The 22,203-nt window shown below is 41.8% G+C and carries 20 protein-coding genes and 1 tRNA gene; 5 read left to right on the top strand and 16 right to left on the bottom strand.

The window, feature by feature from the left end:
- Positions 1 to 55: 55 nt before the first annotated feature.
- Positions 56 to 1,645, top strand: a complete 1,590-nt coding sequence (locus tag ABM313_RS13650; RefSeq protein WP_434683668.1) for an IS5 family transposase — start codon at positions 56 to 58, stop codon at positions 1,643 to 1,645.
- 8 nt (positions 1,646 to 1,653) lie between these two features.
- Here ABM313_RS13650 and ABM313_RS13655 read toward each other — a convergent pair whose 3' ends face one another.
- Both ABM313_RS13655 and ABM313_RS13660 read right to left on the bottom strand, forming a co-directional pair.
- Entirely contained in the window at positions 1,654 to 2,028 is a 375-nt protein-coding gene (locus ABM313_RS13655) for a transposase (protein WP_434683752.1), read from the bottom strand.
- An 11-nt stretch (positions 2,029 to 2,039) separates the two neighbouring features.
- Positions 2,040 to 2,501 carry a helix-turn-helix domain-containing protein gene (locus tag ABM313_RS13660; protein WP_434683753.1) on the bottom strand — a complete coding sequence of 154 codons (462 nt, stop codon included), beginning with the start codon at positions 2,499 to 2,501 and terminating at the stop codon, positions 2,040 to 2,042.
- Positions 2,502 to 2,579: 78 nt separating this feature from the next.
- On the opposite strand from ABM313_RS13660, the gene ABM313_RS13665 reads away from it, so the two are divergent.
- Positions 2,580 to 2,786, top strand: coding sequence for a hypothetical protein (locus tag ABM313_RS13665; RefSeq protein WP_434683754.1), 207 nt, complete (start codon positions 2,580 to 2,582; stop codon positions 2,784 to 2,786).
- Positions 2,787 to 2,809: 23 nt separating this feature from the next.
- A complete protein-coding gene (locus ABM313_RS13670) occupies positions 2,810 to 4,006 on the top strand; it encodes a GGDEF domain-containing protein (protein ID WP_434683755.1) in 1,197 nt (398 codons plus the stop codon).
- A 184-nt stretch (positions 4,007 to 4,190) separates the two neighbouring features.
- Here the strand turns inward: ABM313_RS13670 and ABM313_RS13675 are convergent, their stop codons facing one another.
- The 6 genes from ABM313_RS13675 to ABM313_RS13700 form a co-directional block, all read right to left on the bottom strand.
- Complete coding sequence (locus ABM313_RS13675; RefSeq protein ID WP_434683756.1) at positions 4,191 to 5,570, bottom strand: (Fe-S)-binding protein; 1,380 nt, start codon at positions 5,568 to 5,570, stop codon at positions 4,191 to 4,193.
- Between the two features lie 30 nt (positions 5,571 to 5,600).
- Entirely contained in the window at positions 5,601 to 6,953 is a 1,353-nt protein-coding gene (locus ABM313_RS13680; RefSeq protein WP_434683757.1) for an FAD-binding oxidoreductase, read from the bottom strand.
- 126 nt (positions 6,954 to 7,079) lie between these two features.
- Positions 7,080 to 8,708, bottom strand: coding sequence for a pentapeptide repeat-containing protein (locus ABM313_RS13685; RefSeq protein WP_434683758.1), 1,629 nt, complete (start codon positions 8,706 to 8,708; stop codon positions 7,080 to 7,082).
- Positions 8,709 to 8,850: 142 nt separating this feature from the next.
- Positions 8,851 to 9,594: a Ycf66 family protein gene (locus ABM313_RS13690; RefSeq protein ID WP_434683759.1), complete on the bottom strand. Its 744-nt coding sequence runs from the start codon at positions 9,592 to 9,594 to the stop codon at positions 8,851 to 8,853.
- A 207-nt stretch (positions 9,595 to 9,801) separates the two neighbouring features.
- Entirely contained in the window at positions 9,802 to 9,921 is a 120-nt protein-coding gene (locus ABM313_RS13695) for a photosystem II reaction center X protein (protein WP_094533443.1), read from the bottom strand.
- Between the two features lie 289 nt (positions 9,922 to 10,210).
- Positions 10,211 to 10,678 carry a phosphate-starvation-inducible PsiE family protein gene (locus ABM313_RS13700; protein ID WP_434688474.1) on the bottom strand — a complete coding sequence of 156 codons (468 nt, stop codon included), beginning with the start codon at positions 10,676 to 10,678 and terminating at the stop codon, positions 10,211 to 10,213.
- 198 nt (positions 10,679 to 10,876) lie between these two features.
- On the opposite strand from ABM313_RS13700, the gene ABM313_RS13705 reads away from it, so the two are divergent.
- Positions 10,877 to 11,821, top strand: a complete 945-nt coding sequence (locus tag ABM313_RS13705) for a LysR family transcriptional regulator (protein ID WP_190578589.1) — start codon at positions 10,877 to 10,879, stop codon at positions 11,819 to 11,821.
- Positions 11,822 to 11,860: 39 nt separating this feature from the next.
- On the opposite strand, the gene ABM313_RS13710 is transcribed toward ABM313_RS13705, so the two are convergent.
- The 3 genes from ABM313_RS13710 to malQ all read right to left on the bottom strand — a co-directional run bounded on the left by ABM313_RS13710 (position 11,861) and on the right by malQ (position 15,126).
- A tRNA-Cys gene (locus tag ABM313_RS13710) sits at positions 11,861 to 11,931 on the bottom strand.
- A gap of 173 nt (positions 11,932 to 12,104) precedes the next feature.
- The gene (locus tag ABM313_RS13715) at positions 12,105 to 13,448 is read right to left on the bottom strand and encodes a hemolysin family protein (protein ID WP_434683760.1); all 1,344 of its coding nucleotides are present in this window, start codon (positions 13,446 to 13,448) and stop codon (positions 12,105 to 12,107) included.
- A 148-nt stretch (positions 13,449 to 13,596) separates the two neighbouring features.
- Positions 13,597 to 15,126 carry a 4-alpha-glucanotransferase gene (malQ, locus tag ABM313_RS13720; protein ID WP_434683761.1) on the bottom strand — a complete coding sequence of 510 codons (1,530 nt, stop codon included), beginning with the start codon at positions 15,124 to 15,126 and terminating at the stop codon, positions 13,597 to 13,599.
- 621 nt (positions 15,127 to 15,747) lie between these two features.
- On the opposite strand from malQ, the gene ABM313_RS13725 reads away from it, so the two are divergent.
- Positions 15,748 to 16,455 (top strand): Uma2 family endonuclease, encoded by a 708-nt coding sequence (locus ABM313_RS13725; RefSeq protein ID WP_434683762.1) that lies wholly within the window; start codon positions 15,748 to 15,750, stop codon positions 16,453 to 16,455.
- Here the strand turns inward: ABM313_RS13725 and ABM313_RS13730 are convergent.
- The 5 genes from ABM313_RS13730 to ABM313_RS13750 all read right to left on the bottom strand — a co-directional run bounded on the left by ABM313_RS13730 (position 16,444) and on the right by ABM313_RS13750 (position 21,994).
- A complete protein-coding gene (locus ABM313_RS13730; RefSeq protein ID WP_434683763.1) occupies positions 16,444 to 17,484 on the bottom strand; it encodes a reverse transcriptase domain-containing protein in 1,041 nt (346 codons plus the stop codon). The genes ABM313_RS13725 and ABM313_RS13730 overlap by 12 nt on opposite strands.
- Positions 17,441 to 17,821, bottom strand: a complete 381-nt coding sequence (gene avd / locus ABM313_RS13735) for a diversity-generating retroelement protein Avd (protein ID WP_434683764.1) — start codon at positions 17,819 to 17,821, stop codon at positions 17,441 to 17,443. Before avd ends, ABM313_RS13730 begins: the two co-directional genes overlap by 44 nt.
- Positions 17,822 to 18,284: 463 nt before the next feature.
- Positions 18,285 to 20,165, bottom strand: a complete 1,881-nt coding sequence (locus tag ABM313_RS13740) for an SUMF1/EgtB/PvdO family nonheme iron enzyme (protein WP_434683765.1) — start codon at positions 20,163 to 20,165, stop codon at positions 18,285 to 18,287.
- Positions 20,166 to 20,262: 97 nt separating this feature from the next.
- Positions 20,263 to 20,694, bottom strand: coding sequence for a DUF4351 domain-containing protein (locus ABM313_RS13745; protein WP_434683766.1), 432 nt, complete (start codon positions 20,692 to 20,694; stop codon positions 20,263 to 20,265).
- Between the two features lie 40 nt (positions 20,695 to 20,734).
- The gene (locus tag ABM313_RS13750) at positions 20,735 to 21,994 is read right to left on the bottom strand and encodes a late competence development ComFB family protein (RefSeq protein WP_434683767.1); all 1,260 of its coding nucleotides are present in this window, start codon (positions 21,992 to 21,994) and stop codon (positions 20,735 to 20,737) included.
- Positions 21,995 to 22,203 lie beyond the last annotated feature (209 nt).

The following is a 22,203-nucleotide window of genomic DNA, read 5'->3' on the forward strand; positions in this document are numbered from 1 at the left end:
AAAATGCAAGAAAAAGCAAGAAAAGCTAGAAAAACCCTTGCACCAATAAAATTGCATGTACCGACAATCCCCCACAGGACAGCTATCATTCGAGAACTTCTACTTACCATTTGGCGGCAAACTATCAGGAGAAAATCGATGGGTAAGATTAGCAGAACTAGTGCCGTGGGAAGAATTTGAGAATGAATATGCAGAACAATTTAGCGAAGGACAAGGAGCACCAGCAAAACCATTTCGGATAGCACTTGGGGCGCTGATCATCAAAGAGAAGCTAGGAACAAGTGACGAAGAGACAGTAGAACAAATTCGTGAGAATCCATATTTACAATACTTCCTAGGCTTATCAGAGTACAGCGACAACGCCCCATTTGAAGCAAGCATGATGGTACATTTCCGCAAGCGATTGAATCTAGAGATCGTGGGCAGAATCAACGAACGGATTGTGAAGCCTCCTAAAGAGTCGGGACAAAAAGAGAAGGAAGCAAAGCAGTACAAGAAAGAAGAAAGAGAAGAGATAGAAGAGAAGTTAGAAGAGCAGAATATAGAAAAGGAACAGAAAGAACCAGAACCAGCAAACCAAGGAAAATTGCTGCTAGATGCAACAGTCGCGCCATCCGACATCCGTTATCCCACTGACATCAAACTGTTGAACGAAGCAAGAGAACAAACGGAAATAGTGATTGATGCTCTTTACCAACAAGTGAAAGAACAATTAGCGAAGAAACCACGCACCTATCGCCGTGAAGCAAGGACAGCGTATCTCCAAATTGCCAAACAACGCCAACCCAATCGTAAAAGGATTCGCAAAGCATTGCGCCAACAGTTGGGATATGTGCGTCGCAATCTTGCCCATATTGACACTCTAATTGCCGCAGGGGCAAAGCTATCGGAATTGAAGAGGAGTCTCTATCGGAACTTGCTAGTCGTCAGTGAAGTATATCGGCAACAACAATGGATGTACGAGCAAGGTGGTCATCGCATAGATGACCGCATCGTCAGTATTACGCAACCTCATGTACGTCCGATTGTCAGAGGTAAGGCAGGAACACCTGTGGAGTTTGGCGCTAAACTCTCAGTTAGTTGTGTCGATGGTCATGCCTTTCTCGACCATCTCAGTTGGGATAACTTCAATGAATCGGGGGATTTGCAGCAACAAGTAGCATTGTTTAAATCTCGCTTTGGACATTATCCTGAAGCGGTTTACGTTGACCAGATTTACCGCACTCGCAGCAATCGCGCCTATTGTCGAAATCTCGGTATTCGGATTACGGCTCCGCCTTTGGGCAGACCTGTACCCGATGAGTTGGCGGCTATTCGCAAGCAGACTCTCGAAGATGCTAAGGTTCGCAATCAAATTGAAGGTAAGTTTGGACTGGCTAAACGACGGTTCAGTCTAAATCGCGTCATGTCCAAGTTGGCAAATACATCGGAAACGGCGATCGCTATCACTTTCTTGGTGATGAATTTGGAAGCGCTGCTCAAGCAGCTTGCTTTTTTCGGTTTGTCTTGGTTTATCTTTTGCTGGCAACTCTTTGTTCTTCCTTCTTGGAAACCCCTTTTTAACTTTAATTCTTTTTCTTGGCAATTTCCTTGTAGACACTCAAAGTATTATCCCCTTCCTCTTTGCCCACTACTTTTCCCTTAGTCTCTTTTTCAGCAAGCCCTATTTAGATTGTCTTGAGCCAGCCGAATCTTGATGGCATGGGGATAACGTTGGTCAACCAAATATTTGATTTGGTGAGCATAATCAATTTGGGTACGATGGTCAGTCACGACCACATGCCGACATCCAACTAAAGGCTCAAACATCATAAACAAATTACAAACGCCTTCGCGTTGATATTCATAGTCATAGCGTTCGACTTGTCCTGTTGATGCGGGTATAGGTGGTCTGACTTCAGAAATTAATTGCTTAGAGCTTTCATCAAGGCAAACTAAGGGGTAATCAGGGGCATAAGGCAGAGTGTACAATTCGAGAATTTCTTCCATCTGGCAGACAAACTCAGCATTAGCTTCAGGAGGTATCACCCATGATGCATTTAACCAAGGCTTAAGTTCGTTTTTTTTAGCACCTGTCTCACACTTTCATGGGAAATACTCTCGACATATCCCTTAGTGACAATTTGGTCAGCTAATAATCTTAATGTCCAACGACTACGACCTTCTGGTGGACTACTGCAAGCTATAGCTATCAAATGTGCTTCTGTTTCTCTGTCTAGTTTTTTCAGTTTCAATGTATGCCGTGGACGGGGTACGAGTGCATTGTATAATCCCTCTTCGACAAATCTTTGCCTCACTCGTTCAATTGTTCTGATGCTGATGTTAAAAATGTCACTAATCGATTGCTCTTTCCATCCTCCTTCCTCTTGATTCTCATCGGCTTTTAGCAAAATATGAGCATGATTAATTTTGGCTGCTGCTGATTTGCCATTTTTGGTGATTTGTTCTAGCTTTTGTCTTTCTTCTTCGCTTAACTTCACTTTGTATCGTTTTGCTGGCATAGATTTTTCCTTACTCTTTTCCTATGCCTTTATCTTACCCGTCAATTTATCTTTGACCGTCTACTAGGTTTGACGGTGATGTGGGCATGGTATATCGGTTCTGAAAAGTTGATTCAGATCCATTCTCGATTTGTGCCAATGCAGTTTAATACGTCTCTAGGATTTAGCTTTATAAGTCTAGCGATTTTGAGCGTAACCAATAATCGTAGGAAATTTGTCAAATATATTGGGATTGGATTAGTTTTACTAGGCGGATTGCCCCTAGTCCAACATATTTTGGAATAAATTTGTCTATCGACGAATTATTTATGAAGCATTACATTACGATCGGTACTTCGCAACTTGGTCGGATGGCTCCCAATACAGCTTTAAACTTTTTGCTAAGTGGTATTGCCATTCTCACAATGTCAACCAAGAAACCCAGTTTAAGCCAACTTTTGATTGGTAGCTTTCTGGGGACTGTGATTATGGGGCTGGGAAGTGTTGCTTTTTTAGGATATTTATCTAATGTCGAGGCAGCTTATGGTTGGGGCAATTTAACGAAGATGGCAATCCATACTTCGACAGGCTTCATCGCTGTGGGGTTGGTGCTAATTTTAGAAGCAAGATATTTTAGTTGGCAGATTCAGCAAAAAATTCCTTCAGTTGTTTTACCGCTTATCTTGAGTGTTTTAGGTTTTACGATCACTATTTGCCTTTGGCAAACACTTTATGCAACTGAGCTATATATAACAAATCAACATGGTATCAAAACGAAGAATTTTGTTGCTGAGGGAATTTTAATTTTTGGGGGATTATTTTCCATTGTCATTGCGATCGCCGTATGGTTTGCAATCCGATCGCGAGAACAGTTAGAGGCTCTAAGATTGGCTCAAGCAGAAATCTTGATTCTCAATCAACAATTAGAAAAGATGTCTTACCTTGATGGATTGACGGAAATCCCTAATCGCCGTTCCTTCAATGCGGTCATCGAAAAGGAGTTAGCACGAGCCTGTCGATATCAACATTCCATTGCTCTAATTTTGTTGGATATTGACTATTTCAAAGCTTACAACGATTACTATAGCAGTCCTATGTCATTTGTGGATTTTTTTGGTTTGTGGAAGGACACCTCGATGGGGTGTCCTTCCACAAACCATTTAGGATTGCTATATGGGCATCAAATGGGTGATTATTGTCTTCAGCAAGTTGCCCACACAATCAGTAGTATGGCTCAGCGTAAAACTGATATGGCAACTCGTTATGGTGGCGAAGAATTTGCTTTGTTATTTCCTGACACTACCTTGATTGATGCCAAAAAAATTGCGGCAATGACACTGCAAGCGATCGCTGATTTAAACATTCCCCATGAGAAATCCAAGGTAAGTAATGTCGTCACTGTCAGTGCTGGACTTAGTGTGTGTATTCCTTCCCTAGATACAAAAATTGAAGAATTAATTCTTCATGCCGATCAAGCTTTGTATGAAGCAAAAGCCCAAGGGAGATCTTGCATTGTCACTAATTAGCTCAACATAATTAAAGCCCAAAACCAGAGTTTGTTCCGCCCGCTACGCGGGCGGAACAAACTTCTCGGGTTTTAGTTTACTTATGTCTAGCTACTTACAAAGTTTTAGGCATATTTTTTGTTCAACTTTTGATAGTCAGCTAGAGATTAGGATGGGCTGTGCTTTGCGCCGCCCATCCTAATCTCTAGCTATCCAACTTCTTACCTTGGATAGAATAATCCAATAGTTCCATTGGATGCATGAGGAGAACGTTCTTATTTTGCAATTTCAAATGTTTACGAATTTGAGTAATACAACCCACATTTGCCGAAGCTATTAATTGAGCACCAGTATCCGTGAGATTGGTTACCTTCATCTCTCCTAATTCATGCCCAATTTCTGGTTGCAAAATGTTGTAGATGCCTGCACTACCACAGCATAGCGAAGCATCAACCGATTCCCTTAGTAGTACGTTAGGAATTTGACGCAACAAACGACGTGGTTCAAGGCTGATTTTTTGTCCATGAAGCATATGACAAGCATCTTGATAGGCGATCGCCAAAGGTTGCTCCTGCAAAGGAGAAAGCTTGGCAGTTAATCCCACATGATCGAGAAACTCTTGGACATCCTTTACTTTTGTAGAGAATAGCTTTGCTTTCTCAGCATAGTGAGGATCATCTTTCAAAATATGACCATATTCTTTCAACGTATGTCCACAGCCCGAAGCATTGACTAGCACTGCATCAAGATTTAAGCCAGCAAAAGCATCAATGGTCTGTTTGGCAAGTTCTAGAGTTTGCGCTTCCTGTCCTTGATGATGGGATAATGCTCCACAGCAACCTTGCAATTTGGGAACTACTACTTCACATCCATTTGCGGTTAGTACACGCACTGTCGCATTATTTACCTCAGGCAAAAATACACGCTGTACACAGCCCAAAAGCATTCCCACACGGTAACGCTTTGCTCCTTGAGCAGGAATTAACTCAGGTAAATTATCCTGAAAAGCTTGGGGAGTCAATTCGGGTAGCACCGATTCCATCGCAGCTAGTTGCTTGGGCAAAAACTTTTCTAACCAACCCTGCGATCGCAATAGTTTTTGTAAACCTAATTTCTGATAAGCCAATAAAGGCGCAAGCAACACTCGGAGACGACTTGGATATGGAAAAGTCGAAAAGATAAATTGCCGTAATAATTTCTCAGGTAGCGATCGCGGATGATTGCGCTCAACTTGAGCGCGAGTTGCTTCGATCAGTTGGTCATACTGCACACCTGATGGACAGGTAGTTACACAGGCAAGACAGCCTAAGCAAGTATCAAAATGTTGGGCGATCGCAGGTGATAAAGGAATATCGCCTTCGTTAATTCCATCCATTAAATAGATACGACCGCGTGGCGAATCTGTTTCTTTACCGATGATGCGATAACTAGGGCAGGTAGACAGGCAAAAGCCACAATGTACACAAGCATCAATTAGTTGTGGATTTGGTGGATTTTTAGCGTCAAAGGTTTGCGAAAAGATTGGAGAATCTAAATTCAAATTAGTTGTTAGATTATCGGGATTAGACTTGTCAGAAATTTGCATATTTACTTGATTTATCAAAAAGAGCATTTACTAGAACATACGATCTGGACTCAGTAAGCCTCTCGCATCAAACTGTTGGCGAATTTTGTTTATTAAGTCATTAGCATTGCCTGTATATCCCCAAACATTATTTTTAAACTTCAATGCATGGGGTGATTCAAGTATGGTCAAAAAGCCACTATGCGCTTCAGCAATACTTCTCACTTTAGAGATTTGCAAAGCGATCACCTCTAAATCCTGTACATCTTCCACACGCAAAATCCCTAAACCGCTACCAGTATGAATTTGCAAATAATAGGATTGAGCATCAAAAATTTGTTCGCATTCCTTGAGAAATGACACGCTAGCTGATGGCAGTATGCCTAGCTTACAAACTATAGAAGCACTCTCAGGAGATTGCTCCAAATTACGAAGCTCATCTTGCCAAATCAGAATTTCTAATAACTCCCAAAATTCCTTTGCCTCTCCTAAAATCTGCACCTCTAAATTTAATTCTTTAGCGAGTACTGCAATGCGATCGCATTGCTCGATCACACTAGCTTTGAGGCTAGCAAATTGCAGAACTAAGCCGATACCTTCTCCTAAACCAAGATCGGCGATCGCAGTTGCCGACAGTAAATCGCAAGCAGTGGGCGTAAGTATCGAGGTACTAATTTTTTGCTGGGCTTGGGCGATTGTTTCGGCAGTCCCTGTAACTATCACAATTTGGGTATATTCAGGCAAAGGATAAAGCCGAAAGGTCACACTCGTAGCAATTCCCAAAGTTCCGTAAGAACCTGTTAATAATTTCATGAGGTCATAGCCAGCCACATTCTTGACTACGCGCCCACCCGCCTTGGCTACTTCTCCATCGGAGCGTACAAACTCGATCCCCAAACACATGTCACGCACGGTGTTATAACGATGTCGCAATGAACCTGCACTGCCTGTCGCCAAAATACCGCCGATTGTGGCTTCAACACTATAAGGAGGATCGATCGCTAAAAATTGTCCTTCCTTGGCTAAGACAGTTTGCAAATCCTGATATTTCACGCCCGACTCAACCGTGACTGTGAGATCGCCAACACAATGCTCAATCACTCGATTTAACTTTGAGGTACTGATTACCAGATCCGCTCGACTGACTAAACCACCCCAATCTAACTTCGTAGCACTCCCACAGGGCAGCACACGCAAACGGTGTTCGTAAGCTAAAGTGATCACCTTTGATAGTTCTGCGATCGTTTGGGGATAAAGCACAGATGTTGGCGGTAGACTATCAGGTGTGAGACTAGCTACAACCCGTTCGTGTAAATTTGGGGCTAGGCGATCGAATAAAACAACACCATCGACTCCAAGCAAGTCAGTGAATAAAGCAATCAGTTGATTATCAGCAAGTCTCACAAAATTAATGTCCGTACGTACCTAGTTCTACAATTCAATAAAGAACCAAATTTTTGATAGCACGGCTAGACGCGCCATCAAAAATCTATTCCTTGTTTTATGGGCAAAGCCCTAACATATAAATTTTTAAAATAAGCGTTTACCACCATCAGGGCGAATCGTATTCCAATTAGTTTTAGCTTGGGCTAATTGCTCTTCGGAAATCTTAGCGCCTTTTAAATCAGCCCCGCACAGATTTGTCCCATTTAAATTTGCTTGACTTAAATAAGCTCCCTTCAAATTAGCACCACTTAAATTTGCCCCAGACAAATCCGCTTTGCTCATATAAGCTGATTGAAGATTTGCTTCACGTAAATCAGCCAAAATCATCGAAGCACTACCCAAATCACACTTAATCAAGATGGCTCGGTGCATCTTGGCTTCACGAAGATTGGCATTATTCAACTTAGCTTGCGATAAATTAGCGCCTTGAAAGCTAGCCCCAGTTAAATCACTATGACAAAAATCAGCTTCAACTAATTTAGATCGACTCATAACAATTCCAGGCAAAGTAGCACTTCCAAAAGCAGCCTTAGAGTAATCTTGGTTAGTAAAGTTACGCTTGCCTTGATTGTATTCAACAATAACTCTACGCCCTCCTTTCAGTTCACCAGTACCAATGCGACTGCCTGACCTAGTATTACCTGAGGTCATCATGCCGCTATTATCAAACTGTGTTCCTTGATTATTGCCATATTTCTGCGATTGAATGCGTGAGTTAGGGATTGGGGTTGCTGGTCTCACGGTCACAGAAGAAGGAGCCGAAGGTGGCGCATAATTTGAGGCTGGAGTAGCGGCTTTAGGTGGCTCATCAGGAATACCGCCAGATTCTAATGCGCGTAAAGCTTCTTCCGCCGAACGGAATCTCTGTGATACTGACTGCTGAAGCAATTTCTCAAAAACGACTCTCAGGCGATCGCTTAATTTGACCTGCGATTTCCAATTAATTTCACCTGTATAAGGATCGTGAGGTAAGTCCTTAGGTGATCGCCCTGTCATCAGATACAGACAACTCATAGCCGTCGCATACAAATCGCTAGAGTAAACAGGTCGCATTGCCATTTGTTCTGGAGGTGCAAACCCAGGCGTACCAATCGCAAAATTAGTTAATAAGCCACTGGGATCGTCATCAGCCGATGGTTTATTAATTTGGCTAGACACCGCACCGAAATCAATTAATACCAATTGCCCATCTTGTTTACGTCGCATGATGTTAGCAGGCTTAATATCACGATGAATTACACCGTTTTCATGCATAAACCCCAGAGCAGGAAATATTTCTGAGAGAATCTTCCGAATTTCAATTTCGTTAAATGCCCCACGCCTCTCAAATTCTTGCTTTAAAGTTTCACCATCGACAAATTCTTGGACTAGATAAAAATTACTATCTTCTTCAAAATAATCGAGCAAACGAGGAATCTGGGGATGGCTACCAATTTTGCCTAGTGTAAAGGCTTCCCGCTCAAATAACTCTCGTGCCATTTTCATCACACTTGCCGACTGAGTATTTGGGCGCAATTGCTTGACTACACAGGATGGGAATCCAGGTAGCCCTTCATCGGCAGCCAAAAATGTTGCGCCAAACCCACCTTTGCCTAACGGACGACTGGCTCGGTAGCGATTTCGCAGCTTTAAGTTAGAACCACAGGTCGCGCAAGTAATGGCAAATGGTTCATTATTCGGATTAGCACAGTTCGGATTAACGCAATAACTCACGGTTGATCGAAAGCCCAAGTGATGGTTGATCAAATCAAGTTGTAGGAATGGTAACAGTTTAATATGTCACTGACCTACGGAGACTTATAGCTTAAATCAAAAATAAACTAAGTATATTTTTGATTAACTCTAGCAAACAAATCTAAAAATCGTCGTTATTTGATACATCAGTATTGTTGTATGAGGAAGGACGGCTTGATGGTCTGCGTCTTCGTCCAGACGTGGCAGCAGTATCTTTAGGAGATTCGCCATAGTTATCAGCTTCACTATTCCGATTTCGGCGGCGTTCTCCGCTTATATTATCATCGCTAGGTCTTGGGCGACGTTTTGGACTAACAGGACGAATATCACTTTCGTCGATATCAATTACTGAGTCATTACTATTAGGATCATTACTACTCCTTTTCGGACGACGAGATCGACGTGTATCTGTAGTGTCTCCACGCAGCTCACTCGCTTCAGCACTGTTAGAAATAGAACCTCTCATTCGACGTGATGGGTCACGATCGCGACGTGGAGCTATTTCACGAGTGGGATCAATCTCAACCCGATAATCAGAACCAATCGGTTCTTCATCATCAACTAGAGGACTAGAAGGCGCTCTGCGGGCTTGATTAGCAAGAGCTTGGCGCAGTACTAAAGACTCTACAGCAAACCATCCTGCAAAACCCACAACTAGGACTTGAGCTAACTGCGTTGTAATTTCCATACGAAAATTAAAAGCTAGCAAGATGATTCCGTATACTAAGGCGATCGCCGAGAAAAAAATGTCATGGTCACGGGCTAGTTCAGGGCGAAAGTTTCGCACAAAATATAAACCCACGCCTCCTAAAGCGGCAACAATTGCCAAAAGAATCATTAGCGGGTTGCCACCGATGTTGATCATGGCTCTATATTTCTCCTAAATACCTGCATTTTTGGGTCTCAAACACTAAATGTATTAAGTAAGCAGTGTTTGGGACAGTCTTTGTTCATCAGTATAACAATACAGCGCTTTGCCTTGACGCAAATTTCTCTAAATCAAAATCCAAAATGCAAAACCCAAAATATAAGAGGCGGCGCAATGCGCCGCCTCTTATATTTTGGGTCTAAATTAACCTCTGCGGATAATGCGATCTTTTTGGCTAACGATCAGAACGGCGGCGAAAATTAGACCAAGAACTACACCACCTGCGACAAGGCTGCCTAGAAAATTAGTTAATGATTGTGTCATATAGATATGTAGGTAAAGTTTTGATATTACAGATTAAATTCTTAACATAATTTTAGCTTAAAAAGCTATGGAGTCGGTCTGCTAGCAGCAATTCTCATGATGAAACTGATTTTAGTGTTTACAGTTGCTTTGGCACTGTAAACACTAAAATCGGTTTTTTGAAAGCCTGCCAATGGCAGGCTTTCAAAAAACCGATTATTTCCACAATAAGAATCACTGGTCAGCTAATCGTGATTCTCGTAACCTATAATTTCTCTAAACAACAGGAATGTAAAAACAGAAGTTGGTTTTAATTTTTATGGGGCTTGTTTTGGCTACGCACAATCCAGTAACTGATTGATAAAGACAAAACTGCGATCGCTAGCCCAGCCAAATCACCATCAGCTTTGGTGTCAAAGATTATAACTTTGCGAGCAACCGCTGTTAACGCTGTAATGACTACTAGCTCCAGTTGGATTGTATGGTGGCGCAAGTAAGCTGTGACATTTTCCATGAGTTCGAGTGCGATTAGTACATTCAGGAACATCCCAAATATTTTGAGCAAAGGAATACTAAAAGCTCCTCTAGGGTCAGTTAAAAACAGATCAATGGTTAGTATCCGCAATAGGTCAAATAATGCGCCAAAAATTACCACGACTAAGGCGATCGCCATTATTTTAGAAACAATGTTTTCAACTCTTCTAATTACTTTTAAAAAGCTCTCATCAGTAAAAGCGCTCGCCAATGGGCGAAATAAATTTTTAACTTGTTGCCTCACGTTCATTAACCGACTCACACCATCTAAATTTCATATATAGCGATCTTTAGCCATAGAAAGTATAGCTGTCGATTGATCAGCAACTGCGAGATGTTCTACGAGATCGCTTAAGCAAAGATTATATAGACTAAATACATAGAATAAAAGTATATAATAATGATAAAATCATAGAATGTAATCTATGATTTTATCGTTCTTATGAGTTACCACTTATCTGATTCTCAATTAGCTAGTCATATTACACTGCATCAGTTGCAGGTGTTTGAAGTGGCAGCTCGACATGGAAGCTATACTCGTGCGGCTGAGGAGCTATTTCTCACCCAACCCACTGTTTCCATGCAGATTAAACATTTGACAAAGGCAATCGGGATGCCTTTGTTTGAGCAGGTAGGCAAAAAACTTTTTTTAACTCAGGCTGGTCGAGAGTTATTTACCACTTGTCAAGAGATTTTTGGACGCATATCTCAATTTGAGATGAGTGTTGCTGACATGAAAGGACTGAAACAGGGATATCTCAAGATAACAGTGGTGACAACAGCAAAATATGTGATCCCCCGTTTACTTGGTCCATTTTGTCAGCGTTACCCTGGGGTAGAAATAGCGCTGAAAGTAACTAACCATAGCGGTATTTTAGAAAGGCTGTCTGAGAATAAGGATGATCTATATATTCTGAGTCAAGTTCCAGATGAGCCTGATGTCAAGGCGCATCCATTTCTAGCCAACCCATTAGTTGTCCTAGCAAACCATGATCACCCATTGGCAAATGAAAAAAATATTCCGATTCAAAAGTTAGCTGATGAGCCTTTTATCACGAGAGAGTCGGGTTCTGGGACAAGGGGATATGTACAGAGGTTGTTTGATGAACACAAAGTTACGCCCAAAGTAAAAATGGAGCTTGCGAGTAATGAGGCGATTAAGCAGGCGATCGCAGGTGGTCTAGGAATTTCAATTTTGTCGCGCCATACGATCGCTTTAGAAGGGGCTTCAGGACAGATTGCGATTTTAGATGTGGAGAATTTTCCGATCCATTGTCACTGGTATGTGATTCATCTAGCAGGTAAGCAGCTATCGGTAGTTGCTCAGGCTTTTCTGGAGTACTTGCAAACTGAAGGTAAGCAGATTGCGGAAAATACTACATGGTAAAAGAGAGTGAATGCTTTGTATTCACTCTCTTTAATAAAAAGGCGGCACCCAGATTCGAACTGGGGGTGAGGGTTTTGCAGACCCCTGCCTTACCACTTGGCTATGCCGCCGAACGGATAATGAGTATAACAAACTAATGTAATTAGTTGCAAATTTTTGATTTCTATCCAGCAATTGTCATTATAAAAACCAGTTTTTTGAAAGCCCGCCGTTGGCGGAGTCTCAAAAACAGGCTTGATGCAAGTCAGCCTTCGGCTGACTTGCATCAAGCCTGTTTTTGGTTTTAGGTTCGCTTAGTACTTTTTGGTTCATCTTCTACTGGTGGTAATGGTGGTGAGATATTAACTAGTACTTTATCTACACGGTTACCGTCCATATCAACGACTTCAAAACGCATTCTTTCCCACGTAAAGTGTTCGCCAACCATAGGAATATGCCTGAGATAGGTCATCATCAATCCGCCGAGGGTGTGGTAATTATGATCTTTTTCATAGGGTAGCTCCTCTACCTCTAGGATTTCTTTAAGGCGATCGCTGGAAATCATGCCATCGATCAACCAAGAACCATCTTCTCGCTGCATTGCATCAGGATCACCTTGTCGATCATTGGATGGTAAATCACCGACGATCGCTTCGAGTAAATCGGTAAGGGTTACTATTCCCTCGACACCACCATACTCATCAGTCACCATCGCTACACGATCGCCAGATTGTTTGAACTGCTCTAATACGCTCAAGGCACTAGCTGTCTCTGCAACATACAGAGGTGGGCTGCTAACCTTAACTAGATCGATCTGCTGACCATTAAGACTTGCATTGAGGAATTCTTTGATTTCCACAATACCGACACAATCATCAAGGTTTTCTCTGGCTACGGGAAAGCGTGAATGTCCACTCTCTAAGACTTCGCGCTGCGTTTCTTCAAACGGGGCATCGACATCCAGCCAGTCGATTTCGGTGCGCGGAGTCATTAGAGATTTGATGGGGCGATCGCCTAAACGAAAAACACGCTCAACCATGTCATGCTCAGCTTCTTCAAACATCCCCGACTCAGCACCCTGAGCAATCATTACCTTGATTTCTTCTTCTGTAACTTGTGATTCTTCAGTTGCCTGAATCCCTAGTAAGCCAAGTAAAGCTTCGGTTGAAATACTTAGCAAATAAACAACAGGAGTACCGATATTGGCAAAAAATCGCATGGGCGGTGCAACAGCACAGGCTATCTGCTCAGCATTGCTCATGGCTAAGCGTTTAGGCACAAGCTCACCAACTACCAGAGACAGATAAGTAATGATGCCGACCACAACCGCAAAGCTAAGGGTTTCACTATAGGGTTGTACTAGAGGTACTGTGTCTAATGACTTTTGTAAGGTTTTGGCTACAGTTGCGCCACCCAATGCACCGCTTAAAATCCCGATTAAGGTGATGCCAATTTGTACAGTTGACAAAAAATTATTAGGTGAGGCGATCAGTCTTAAAGCTGCTCTGGCTTTTGCATTTCCTTCCTTTGCCCACTGCTCCAGTCGCACTTTACGAGCAGAAACAATTGCTAGCTCGGACATCGAAAAAACACCATTGGCAATAATTAGCAAAATGATGAGTAAAGCTTCAAAAGCGAGGGAAGACATTGTTTTGGGTCAGAACGACTTTATGGGAATCGTTTGTGAAATTTGTTAATAGTAGATATATATTCTCATACCAAATTTTGTGTCAAGTTGCTTAAGACTAAAATAAAGGGTTCGCAAAGTGAACCCTTTATTTTGTGCAGATATTTTTTTAGCGGCTATACAGTTGAGTAATTTCAAGTAGGCGATCGCTGAGATCTTGATTGAGCAAATTGGGATCGCTATAGCGCCAACCCCAATTTCCTGTTGCTGTACCTGGAGTATTCATCCGACCACTGTTGTCTAAGCCAAGGACATCTTGTAACGGCACGATTGCAATTACCGAGACAGCCGCCATCGCCAAACGAATTAGTACCCAATTGATCGGCTCGCCTGCGGCAAACCCAACTATATATTTGTAGAATAATTCCTTTTCGTATTTACTAGCCCTTTGCCACCAACCCACAGCCGTGTCATTGTCATGGGTTCCTGTATATACAACACTGTTACGGACATAGTTGTGAGGTAAATGAAAATTGTCAGAGCCACCGCCAAAGGCAAACATTAGAACGCGCATTCCCGGAAATCCAAAATCATCGCGCAATTTCTCCACTTCAGGAGTAATTATGCCTAGGTCTTCAGCCAGAATTGGTAATTCTCCCATAACTTCTCTAAGCTTATTAAACAATTTGGCTCCAGGTGCAAGTTCCCATTCACCATTGATGGCTGTTTCTTCTCCTGCTGGGACTTGCCAAAAAGCTTCAAAACCTCGGAAATGATCAATACGAATAATATCTACATAACGATTTAAAAACCTAAAGCGATCAATCCACCATGCAAAGTCAGTTTCTTGAAGATATTCCCAGTTATAGACTGGGTTACCCCATAGTTGCCCTGTGGCGCTGAAATAGTCAGGTGGTACGCCTGCCATTTGAGAGACTTCATAGGTGTCAGGATCGAGCGCAAAGTTTTCGGGATTTGCCCAGACATCAGCGCTATTGTGAGATACGTAAATGGGAATATCACCAATGATCTGAATGTTTCGCATATTGGCATATTGCTTTAGTTTCAGCCATTGATCAAAAAAGATGAATTGCACAAATCTTTGAAACTCAATTTGCTCGTGCAGTTCTTCGCGCTTTTGTTGCAATGCTTGAGGCTCACGTCTGGCGATCGCAGGTTCCCAATTATTCCAAAGAATTTTAGGGTTTTGTTCATGTAATGTCATGAATAGCACATAGTCTTCGAGCCAGTCAGATTCTTCGTAGCAAAACTTTTTGAACTGCTCTTGGAGCAAATACAGATCGTGGTGATGTTGGAGATCTTGATCGGTATATCCCTGCTTGAAGCGCTCAAAAGCAAGCTCCAGCAATTTCCGTTTGTATGGCATTACCGCCTCAAAATCAATGCGATCTTGATCAAAATCAGGAATATCAGCCCAATCTTCTTCCTTAAGCAAATGTTGTTTTGCTAGTAGTTCAGGGCTGATCAGATAAGGGCTACCTGCGATCGCGCTAAAGCTCATATAGGGAGAATTTCCATATCCTGTGGGTCCGAGGGGCAGAACTTGCCAAAGCTTTTGACCACTACGCGACAAAAACTCAATGAATTGATAAGCTGTCTCTCCTAAATCCCCAATCCCAAATTTGCTGGGTAGGGAGGTTGGATGCAACAAAATTCCACTAGCACGTTGAAAAGCCATAAACACAAAATTTCTAGATCTGGCTTTACTTTACCGCCTTATGTAGAGAAGTTTGCAAATGAACATATGCTCATTTACAAACTTCTCTAGCAAACTTATTCAAAAATCTGGACTAAAGGGCAAGCAAATTCTGGTAATAACGGAGAAGAAAGCGTATCACTAATAAATAAAGTCATTTCTAATTTGAGAATTCCATTTTCACGTCGATAAACTTGAACTTGCTTAACTCTCCAAACAGCGATCTATAGCAATGTAATACCAAAACACAAAATGGCTATGCCATTTTGTGTTTTTAAAACCCTTTCTGAGTTTGGGTTTTAATTCACAAAAGTGTTGTCACACTTTTGTGAGTTGGTATAAGTTTTGCTTAGGATATAAAACCCAGAAGATGAGGGGCGGCGCTTCGCACCGCCCCTCATCTTCTGGGTTTTGATTTATCCTAGCTATCTTTTGCGTTGCTATAAATATTCCAAAACTCCCTGTGATGAATAGAGCTTTAACTTAACTTTGCGATTTTAAAACTCAAATAGTTTTTGCGGCTCTCTGAGTGGGCGACCCAAACTATCCGATTAGAAGCTATTAGCCTATAATTTTATATAAATCCTTAGCCAAGAGTTAACTATGGTAGCCATCACCGAAGAGCGATCGCTGTCTAGCACTACCCCAGAAATCATCTATCCCAGTTCAGACGGAGAACCATTGGCAGAAACCCAACAGCACGCTTCCGCAATTCTCAACACCTTCGGATTATTGCGCCTATATTTACAAAATCAGCAAGCGGTTGTCTTTGCCGATCAATTTCTCTATTACATCGAAGGTAATCCTAAAGCAAGAGTTGCGCCTGATGTAATGGTAGTCTTTGACATCAATAAGAAACTCTATGACAATTACAAAATCTGGGAATGGAAGCAAAACCCAGCGATGATCATCGAAGTAACATCCGCAGGAACCAAAGATACTGATTTTAATTTCAAAAAAATGCTCTATGAGCAACTAGGTGTCACAGAATATTGGTTGTTTGATCCCTATGGGGAATGGATCACTGAACAACTGCGTGGTTATCGTCTCAATGCCGCAGAGATATATGAGCCAATCACTGACCATTGCAGTCAGGTATTGCAACTGAGGTTAGAGGCTGATGAATATCTCATTAGTTTTTACCGTCTCGATAATGGCGAAAAGTTGCGAACCTTAGAAGAGTTAGAATTAGCCATTCAAGCAGCAGAGCAGAGAGCGGAGCAGGAAAGCCAAAGAGCAGAGCAGGAGAGCCAGAGAGCTAATCGCCTTGCGGAAAAATTACGTCAACTAGGGGTGGAGCTAGATGAATAGTATATTTGATCGCAGTTTCCATGTATCACCATGTGCAAGATGGGCAAACCAACTTAGTATGGCGAAATAGGCGAATGATGCTGAGATTTTACCGATAAAAACAGTTTTTTTAAGAATTCGTATTCTCCTCTTGCCAAGGCGAAGGTTATTACTGCGAACACGAATATGGGTAGTAAAAATGCGAAAACCAAGAAAGTTAGCACCTTGTTTGGTGGCAAATATTTGGCTTTTGATAGGGTGGATTTTGAGCCGAAGTGAGGCTAGATAATGTTCAATAGAATGGCGAACTTGAGAAAGCTCTAAGTGATCGTTGCTAAAAAAGGCAAAGTCATCAACATAGCGAATATATTTTTTGATTTGCAACTTTTCTTTAATGTAGTGATCAAAGTTATTGAGATAGACATTAGCGAAAAATTGACTGGTGAGGTTGCCTATTGGTAGCCCTCTACGGCGAGTGATGGGAGTGAGGAGATCGTCACCTGCAAAATAGTCACAAACTGGTATTTGGTCGTTGCTATTATGGATAATGCGGTCAATTAGCCAGAGGGTTTGCGGACATTTAATTTTTTGACGTAGGATATTTCTCAGGATTTCGTGATCGATACTAGGGAAATATTTCTGGATGTCACATTGAAACACATATTCACTAGATCGGGAAAAGTGTGTGAAGCGTCTAATTGCTTTGTGAGTGCCGTAGCCGATGCGATTGGAATAGGAATCAGGAATAAAGCTAGATTCTATCAGTGGGGCAATGATATTACAGAGAGCATGGTGAACGACTCGATCGCGATAGGGGGCTGCTGATATCAATCTTGGCTTAGGTTCGTGGATTTGAAAAGTGTGATAGCTTTGGGGTTGATAGGTTTGATGGAGGAGTTCGGATTGAATTTGCAGAAGTTCGGATTCTAGATGGAAGTTAAAGGCAAGTACGTTGTCGCGGTAACGTTTGCCTCTTTGGGATTTTTGGGAGGCAAAGAGCAGGTTTTCAAAGCTGATGATTTGCGAGTAGAGGTTTCCGTAACGCTTCATGGGTATTTGTTAATTGCTTGAGCCAGCCGCCTAGTTCGCAGCCGATTTCGGTGATGAGTTTGCTGACATGTTCATAGCGTTCTGTAGATAGCTGTGAGAAGTCGAATAGGAGTCGAGTTTGGTAACGGAGAATGTCTAAGGATATATTGATGGCTTCAAGTTGCGTTTGTTTTTGCTTGGAATATTTGGCTTTGAGTAGTCCTTCCAGCAAGTTGTAGAGAGTATCAATAGTACGGCTGCCTAAGTGGTATTTATGCTGTCTGGGTAGGCGATTGAGGATGGGAATATACCATTTAATGAGGTCGTAGGTTTTTTGGATGATCGATAATTCAGGCATTTGGTGATGTTAAAGTTTGGGTGAATCAGCTAGGGGTTCGGCGCACCTACTAAACTAACTGACTCGGTTTTATGTTTGGAAACAGTCACCTGCGTCACTGGAAAGGAGTCTGGACTCTCTGTATACGCTTAATGCAATCACTTACATTAATTCTGATGATAGAGAGTACTCACGAAGAAGAAACGAGAAGAACCCGAAAACCAAAGCGATTGTTCTGATTACGCGCGTTGTTCCTGTTGCGATTAGCAGCACGACAATTCCTAGCGTTGTTGTTCCAAGAACCGCCGCGCAGCAGGTTGTAACTCAATCCCAAGCTATGTGCCACAATTTCTAAGAATTGTAAACAAGGATAGTTACTTGTAGTGTAAGCGGTAATGGGTTATTAAAAAATTTTGATCGCCAAAGGCGAAATGAGAAAAGATAAAGGGCAAGATGGAAAAAGAGCAAAGGGTAAATAAAGTCCTCACGAAGAAGAAACGAGAAGAACCCGAAAACCAAAGCGATCGTCCTGAACACGCGCGTCGACCCTGCCGCGAACAGCAGCACGACAATACCTAGCGAAGTCGTTCCAAGAACCGCCGCGCAGCAGGCGATAACGATTATCATTATCATCTACATTAAGATCACCCCAAGGCTGATTTCCCTGTTTCTTGAGATTTTCTGGCTTATTAGCATAGCTATCGTGCCATTCATCTAAACACCATTCCCAGACATTACCACTCATGTCAAAAATGCCAAGCTCATTAGTCTTTTTCTGACCAACTGGATGCGTTACATTACCGCTGTTATCAGCGTACCAGCCGACATCACCCAGATTATTACTACCAGCATAGGTAAAGCCCTTACTTTGATTGCCACCTCTCGCGGCATATTCCCATTCTGCCTCAGTGGGCAGTCTTACCTCCCTTCCTGTCTGTTGTGATAGCTTCTTACAGAATGCCCTAGCTTCATGCCATGACACTCCCACAACGGGCTGCAAATCCCCTTGAAACTTTTTGTCACAATTTGTTGAGCCTTTAGTTTTCATCACCGATTGCCATTGGGCATTAGTGACCGCATATTTACCGATCACAAATTCCTGTAGCTGCACCTCATGAATGGGCTTCTCACTGGCATACTCATCACTTCCCATCATAAATTTTCCTGCGGGAACCTTGACTAGTTCTAACGTCACGCCATTACCAAGATCTAGGGTTAGGCTATCCTCAGATGGATAAATAGATGGATAAGTATCAAAAATCAAATCTGGCTCATTCACAGCGATCGCTGGTATATCAATTTCCTTGATTTCCTCTAGTTTTAAATCAAGAAATTCACGAATATTTCCTAAACAATCGGCAATTGTTACCCCCTTACCAGTTCCCATCATCTGAGCATCAAATTCCGCCTCCGATCTCACATTACCCATTTGCTCTAGAGCATCCTGTAGCCGATCTTTTTTCATTTCCCCAGTTGCTAAGAAATTGGCAATACGCTGAGATTCGCGGTCAGATTCAATACTCCGAAACTGCTGCGCCTCCAACAGATTCGCAATATTCTGAATCTCATCCATCGCCTTAGATAGCTCTTTGTCTACCCTTGAGACATTAGTCAATAAATCCTGAAAACTGCCCATAAACGGCTTCATGTATTCCTCAAAATTTAGAGCAATATCCACAAACTCCGCAGTCTTAGCTTGCAGCGCATTAATTTCTAATTGCAACTCATAGAGATCCTTTTGTGACCTAATTTCTTCCAGTACTTGAGCCAATAGTTGCTTTTGCGAGTCCTGATCACTAGCAATACGTTTTAAGCTCTCACTCATCAAGTCCAACTTTTTGAGCATCAGCACTGCCGCATAGCCCGTTGATTTGGCAATTTCAAAAAGCTGAGACTGCATATTACCCAGCATCGCTAAAGCTTGGGGATTAGGATTGGCTTTCTGACGTTCTTGCTGTTCTTTGCGCAGTCTCTTTTGTTCTTTTTCAGCGATCGCATTACAATTTTCGCCAATGGTTTCCTTAATCTCTTTCGCTAATTCCTGAAAAAACTTTTGATAGTCATACTGATGATGCTTGAGAACCCGCACCATTTCGTCATAATTTTGCACGATCGCATTTAGCTCTCGATAGCGTTCTTCAAAGCTAAGAACCTGACGAGTTTTATGTTCGATGACCTTTTTGCTAAATATGCCCCGTTGTTCTTCTTTTCTAATAACTAATCGCCCCTTGGTCAAATGCTCATTGCGTTGACGGATCTGTTTTTGTAATTGATCTAACTTTCCCCCTGACAAAGCTGGCAAGCGATAAGTTTTCTTGTAAATCTTGATCTCGCGCTTACCATCGTTATTATTGCTATTAGTCATAGTTGAGCAGATGCATTTAGCTATTATTCTCTGTTTATTATCATATAAAAATAAAAAGCGAGAGGAATCGCATTGCAACCACTCTCACTTTTAAAAACTATTTCTTTTTTAACCAATTTTCTAAATCAGTCAAACTCTCAAAATCTAAGATTGCCTCAGCGAGACTTTCTAAACGAGGGATGTGTGATCTGATAATTCGTGAATGTAGCTTTGGCGGCAACGTGCCAAACTTGCGCGTAAGCTGCTTTAAAATAATAATCTTCAGTGCATTTTTCATACCCTCTTGGCGACCCTCTTGGCGACCTTCTTGGCGACCCTCTTGGCGACCCTCTTGGCGACCTTCTTGGCGACCTTCTTGCAAAATTTCTTGATATGTTACAGACTCGCGCATGATGTCTCTCCTCAAAATCTGCTTAATAATATTTTTGTCTAAGACCAAACCAGCCAACACATAAGTTGCTGCTGCTATAGTTTTACGAGTATTTAACTCAGCAATTTGATCGATTTTTTGGGCGATTTCTTTTAGCAACTGTTATGGTCATCTTAGGTTATACCAATAAACTAAAAAATCAAATAATCCCATCGGCTGCCATTTCTTCGCGGGTATAGTTAATTGAGAAATCTAAGAAAAAGCCATAAAGTTCAATCTCAGCAACCGCAGGGAAAAGCCGTAAAGTACTGATGCCTAGATTTTTGGGATTATCTGCTAGCCAACCAAAGGCTTCTTTTGTATGTGCGCGCACAATTAAAACTTCTCCCTCTGAATTATGACTAAGAGATAGTTCTGCATCCCCCGGTTTTAAATACATTTCACTGTAAATTTGTCCTAACATTCGCCACTGTTGTCGCCAATAGGTCATCCCCTGCCTCTCATGGGCGATCGCATATTCTGCTAGGTTGGCAATATTTCGCCAAGTAATATCTTCCCTTTGAAAAATCAAACGTAGTTCACTAATAGCTTGTTCACATTCTTCTGCAAACTTGAGTAATGGGATCGGGTCTGCTAGACGACGGGGTGTTTTTCCTAAAGTCATTAGTGATTGAATTACAGTTGATTCAATCTGGCTAGATAGTTGCTCTTTTGCTTTTTGGGTTTGCCAGATTACACCCTGTTCAGTGGTGGCATACAGGGGGGGGAGACGATTGAGTACATATGCACATACATCATCAATCCCCACTTTACGAGGCAAAACATTTGCCATATGGGTCAATTGATTTTGTATTTCCTGTTTTGCTAAATCCTCTAAAACATTAATTAGGAAATAAGAAGCCGAAAGAATATAAGATTTAAGTTCAGGATTTGGCAATTCAATGTTATTTTGCCAAGACTGAAGATCTTGATGATGAGAGCCTTTACGCTGTAAATAGCCTTTAATTTCTTGCAATCGATGGCGATCGTTAATACTTAAACTTGCATATTCTGGTTTGTGACTGACTAAAGTAAGAGCTTCCTGAAAAGCTTGTGGCACATCTTGCCATTGCAAAGAAGACTTACTGAAAAGTTTTTGTAGCCTCGCCAAAATATGAGCAGGTGTTTCAACTTTACTGGCTGCAATTTTGGTCGATTTTCGCAAAGGATCGCGCTTTACTCCTAGCAGAGCTTGCTGCACTGCACTGACAATCTGCTGCTGTAGTTCATTGTAGGCACGTTTGCGTTGTTGCAGCCAGCCTCGGCTGGTACTTGCATAGAGCACTGGCAATCGATTGAGTGCAAAAGCTGCTACCTCGCTAAGGTTAATTGCTTCACGGGCGGCTGGGCTGAGGTGCTTGGTTTGCTCTTGTACCTCGACAACAACGATTTCCTCAAGGACATTTTTGAGGCTAGTCATAGGTTTTGCTGCTAGAAATTTTACGTTTGGTAGCCTATATAAATATTACTGTCAGTATCAATTTTGTGAATAATTTATATTAATTTACGATCAAATAAATAGTTGGATTTTGTTGAAATTACGACAAAAGAGATAATTTCAACAAAATACATCAATTCCTTAAGCATAAATTACTGTAATTAGTCATTTATTATGTTGTATGTAGCGTT

This window comes from Pseudanabaena minima str. Chao 2107 (genome assembly GCF_051131155.1).
In the GTDB taxonomy this organism is placed as follows: domain Bacteria; phylum Cyanobacteriota; class Cyanobacteriia; order Pseudanabaenales; family Pseudanabaenaceae; genus Pseudanabaena; species Pseudanabaena minima.

Bases quoted from the DNA above. Each gene is read 5' to 3' on its own strand.
- ABM313_RS13690 (WP_434683759.1), bottom strand. From the start codon at position 9,594: ATGATCAACATCGGTGGCAACCCGCTAATGATTCTTTTGGCAATTGTT.
- ABM313_RS13730 (WP_434683763.1), bottom strand. From the start codon at position 17,484: ATGAAGCGTTACGGAAACCTCTACTCGCAAATCATCAGCTTTGAAAAC.
- ABM313_RS13705 (WP_190578589.1), top strand. From the start codon at position 10,877: ATGAGTTACCACTTATCTGATTCTCAATTAGCTAGTCATATTACACTG.
- malQ (WP_434683761.1), bottom strand. From the start codon at position 15,126: ATGGCTTTTCAACGTGCTAGTGGAATTTTGTTGCATCCAACCTCCCTA.
- ABM313_RS13650 (WP_434683668.1), top strand. From the start codon at position 56: ATGTACCGACAATCCCCCACAGGACAGCTATCATTCGAGAACTTCTAC.
- ABM313_RS13750 (WP_434683767.1), bottom strand. From the start codon at position 21,994: ATGACTAGCCTCAAAAATGTCCTTGAGGAAATCGTTGTTGTCGAGGTA.
- ABM313_RS13670 (WP_434683755.1), top strand. From the start codon at position 2,810: ATGAAGCATTACATTACGATCGGTACTTCGCAACTTGGTCGGATGGCT.
- ABM313_RS13695 (WP_094533443.1), bottom strand. From the start codon at position 9,921: ATGACACAATCATTAACTAATTTTCTAGGCAGCCTTGTCGCAGGTGGT.
- ABM313_RS13660 (WP_434683753.1), bottom strand. From the start codon at position 2,501: ATGCCAGCAAAACGATACAAAGTGAAGTTAAGCGAAGAAGAAAGACAA.
- avd (WP_434683764.1), bottom strand. From the start codon at position 17,821: ATGCCTGAATTATCGATCATCCAAAAAACCTACGACCTCATTAAATGG.
- ABM313_RS13675 (WP_434683756.1), bottom strand. From the start codon at position 5,570: ATGCAAATTTCTGACAAGTCTAATCCCGATAATCTAACAACTAATTTG.
- ABM313_RS13665 (WP_434683754.1), top strand. From the start codon at position 2,580: ATGTGGGCATGGTATATCGGTTCTGAAAAGTTGATTCAGATCCATTCT.
- ABM313_RS13715 (WP_434683760.1), bottom strand. From the start codon at position 13,448: ATGTCTTCCCTCGCTTTTGAAGCTTTACTCATCATTTTGCTAATTATT.
- ABM313_RS13740 (WP_434683765.1), bottom strand. From the start codon at position 20,165: ATGACTAATAGCAATAATAACGATGGTAAGCGCGAGATCAAGATTTAC.
- ABM313_RS13725 (WP_434683762.1), top strand. From the start codon at position 15,748: ATGGTAGCCATCACCGAAGAGCGATCGCTGTCTAGCACTACCCCAGAA.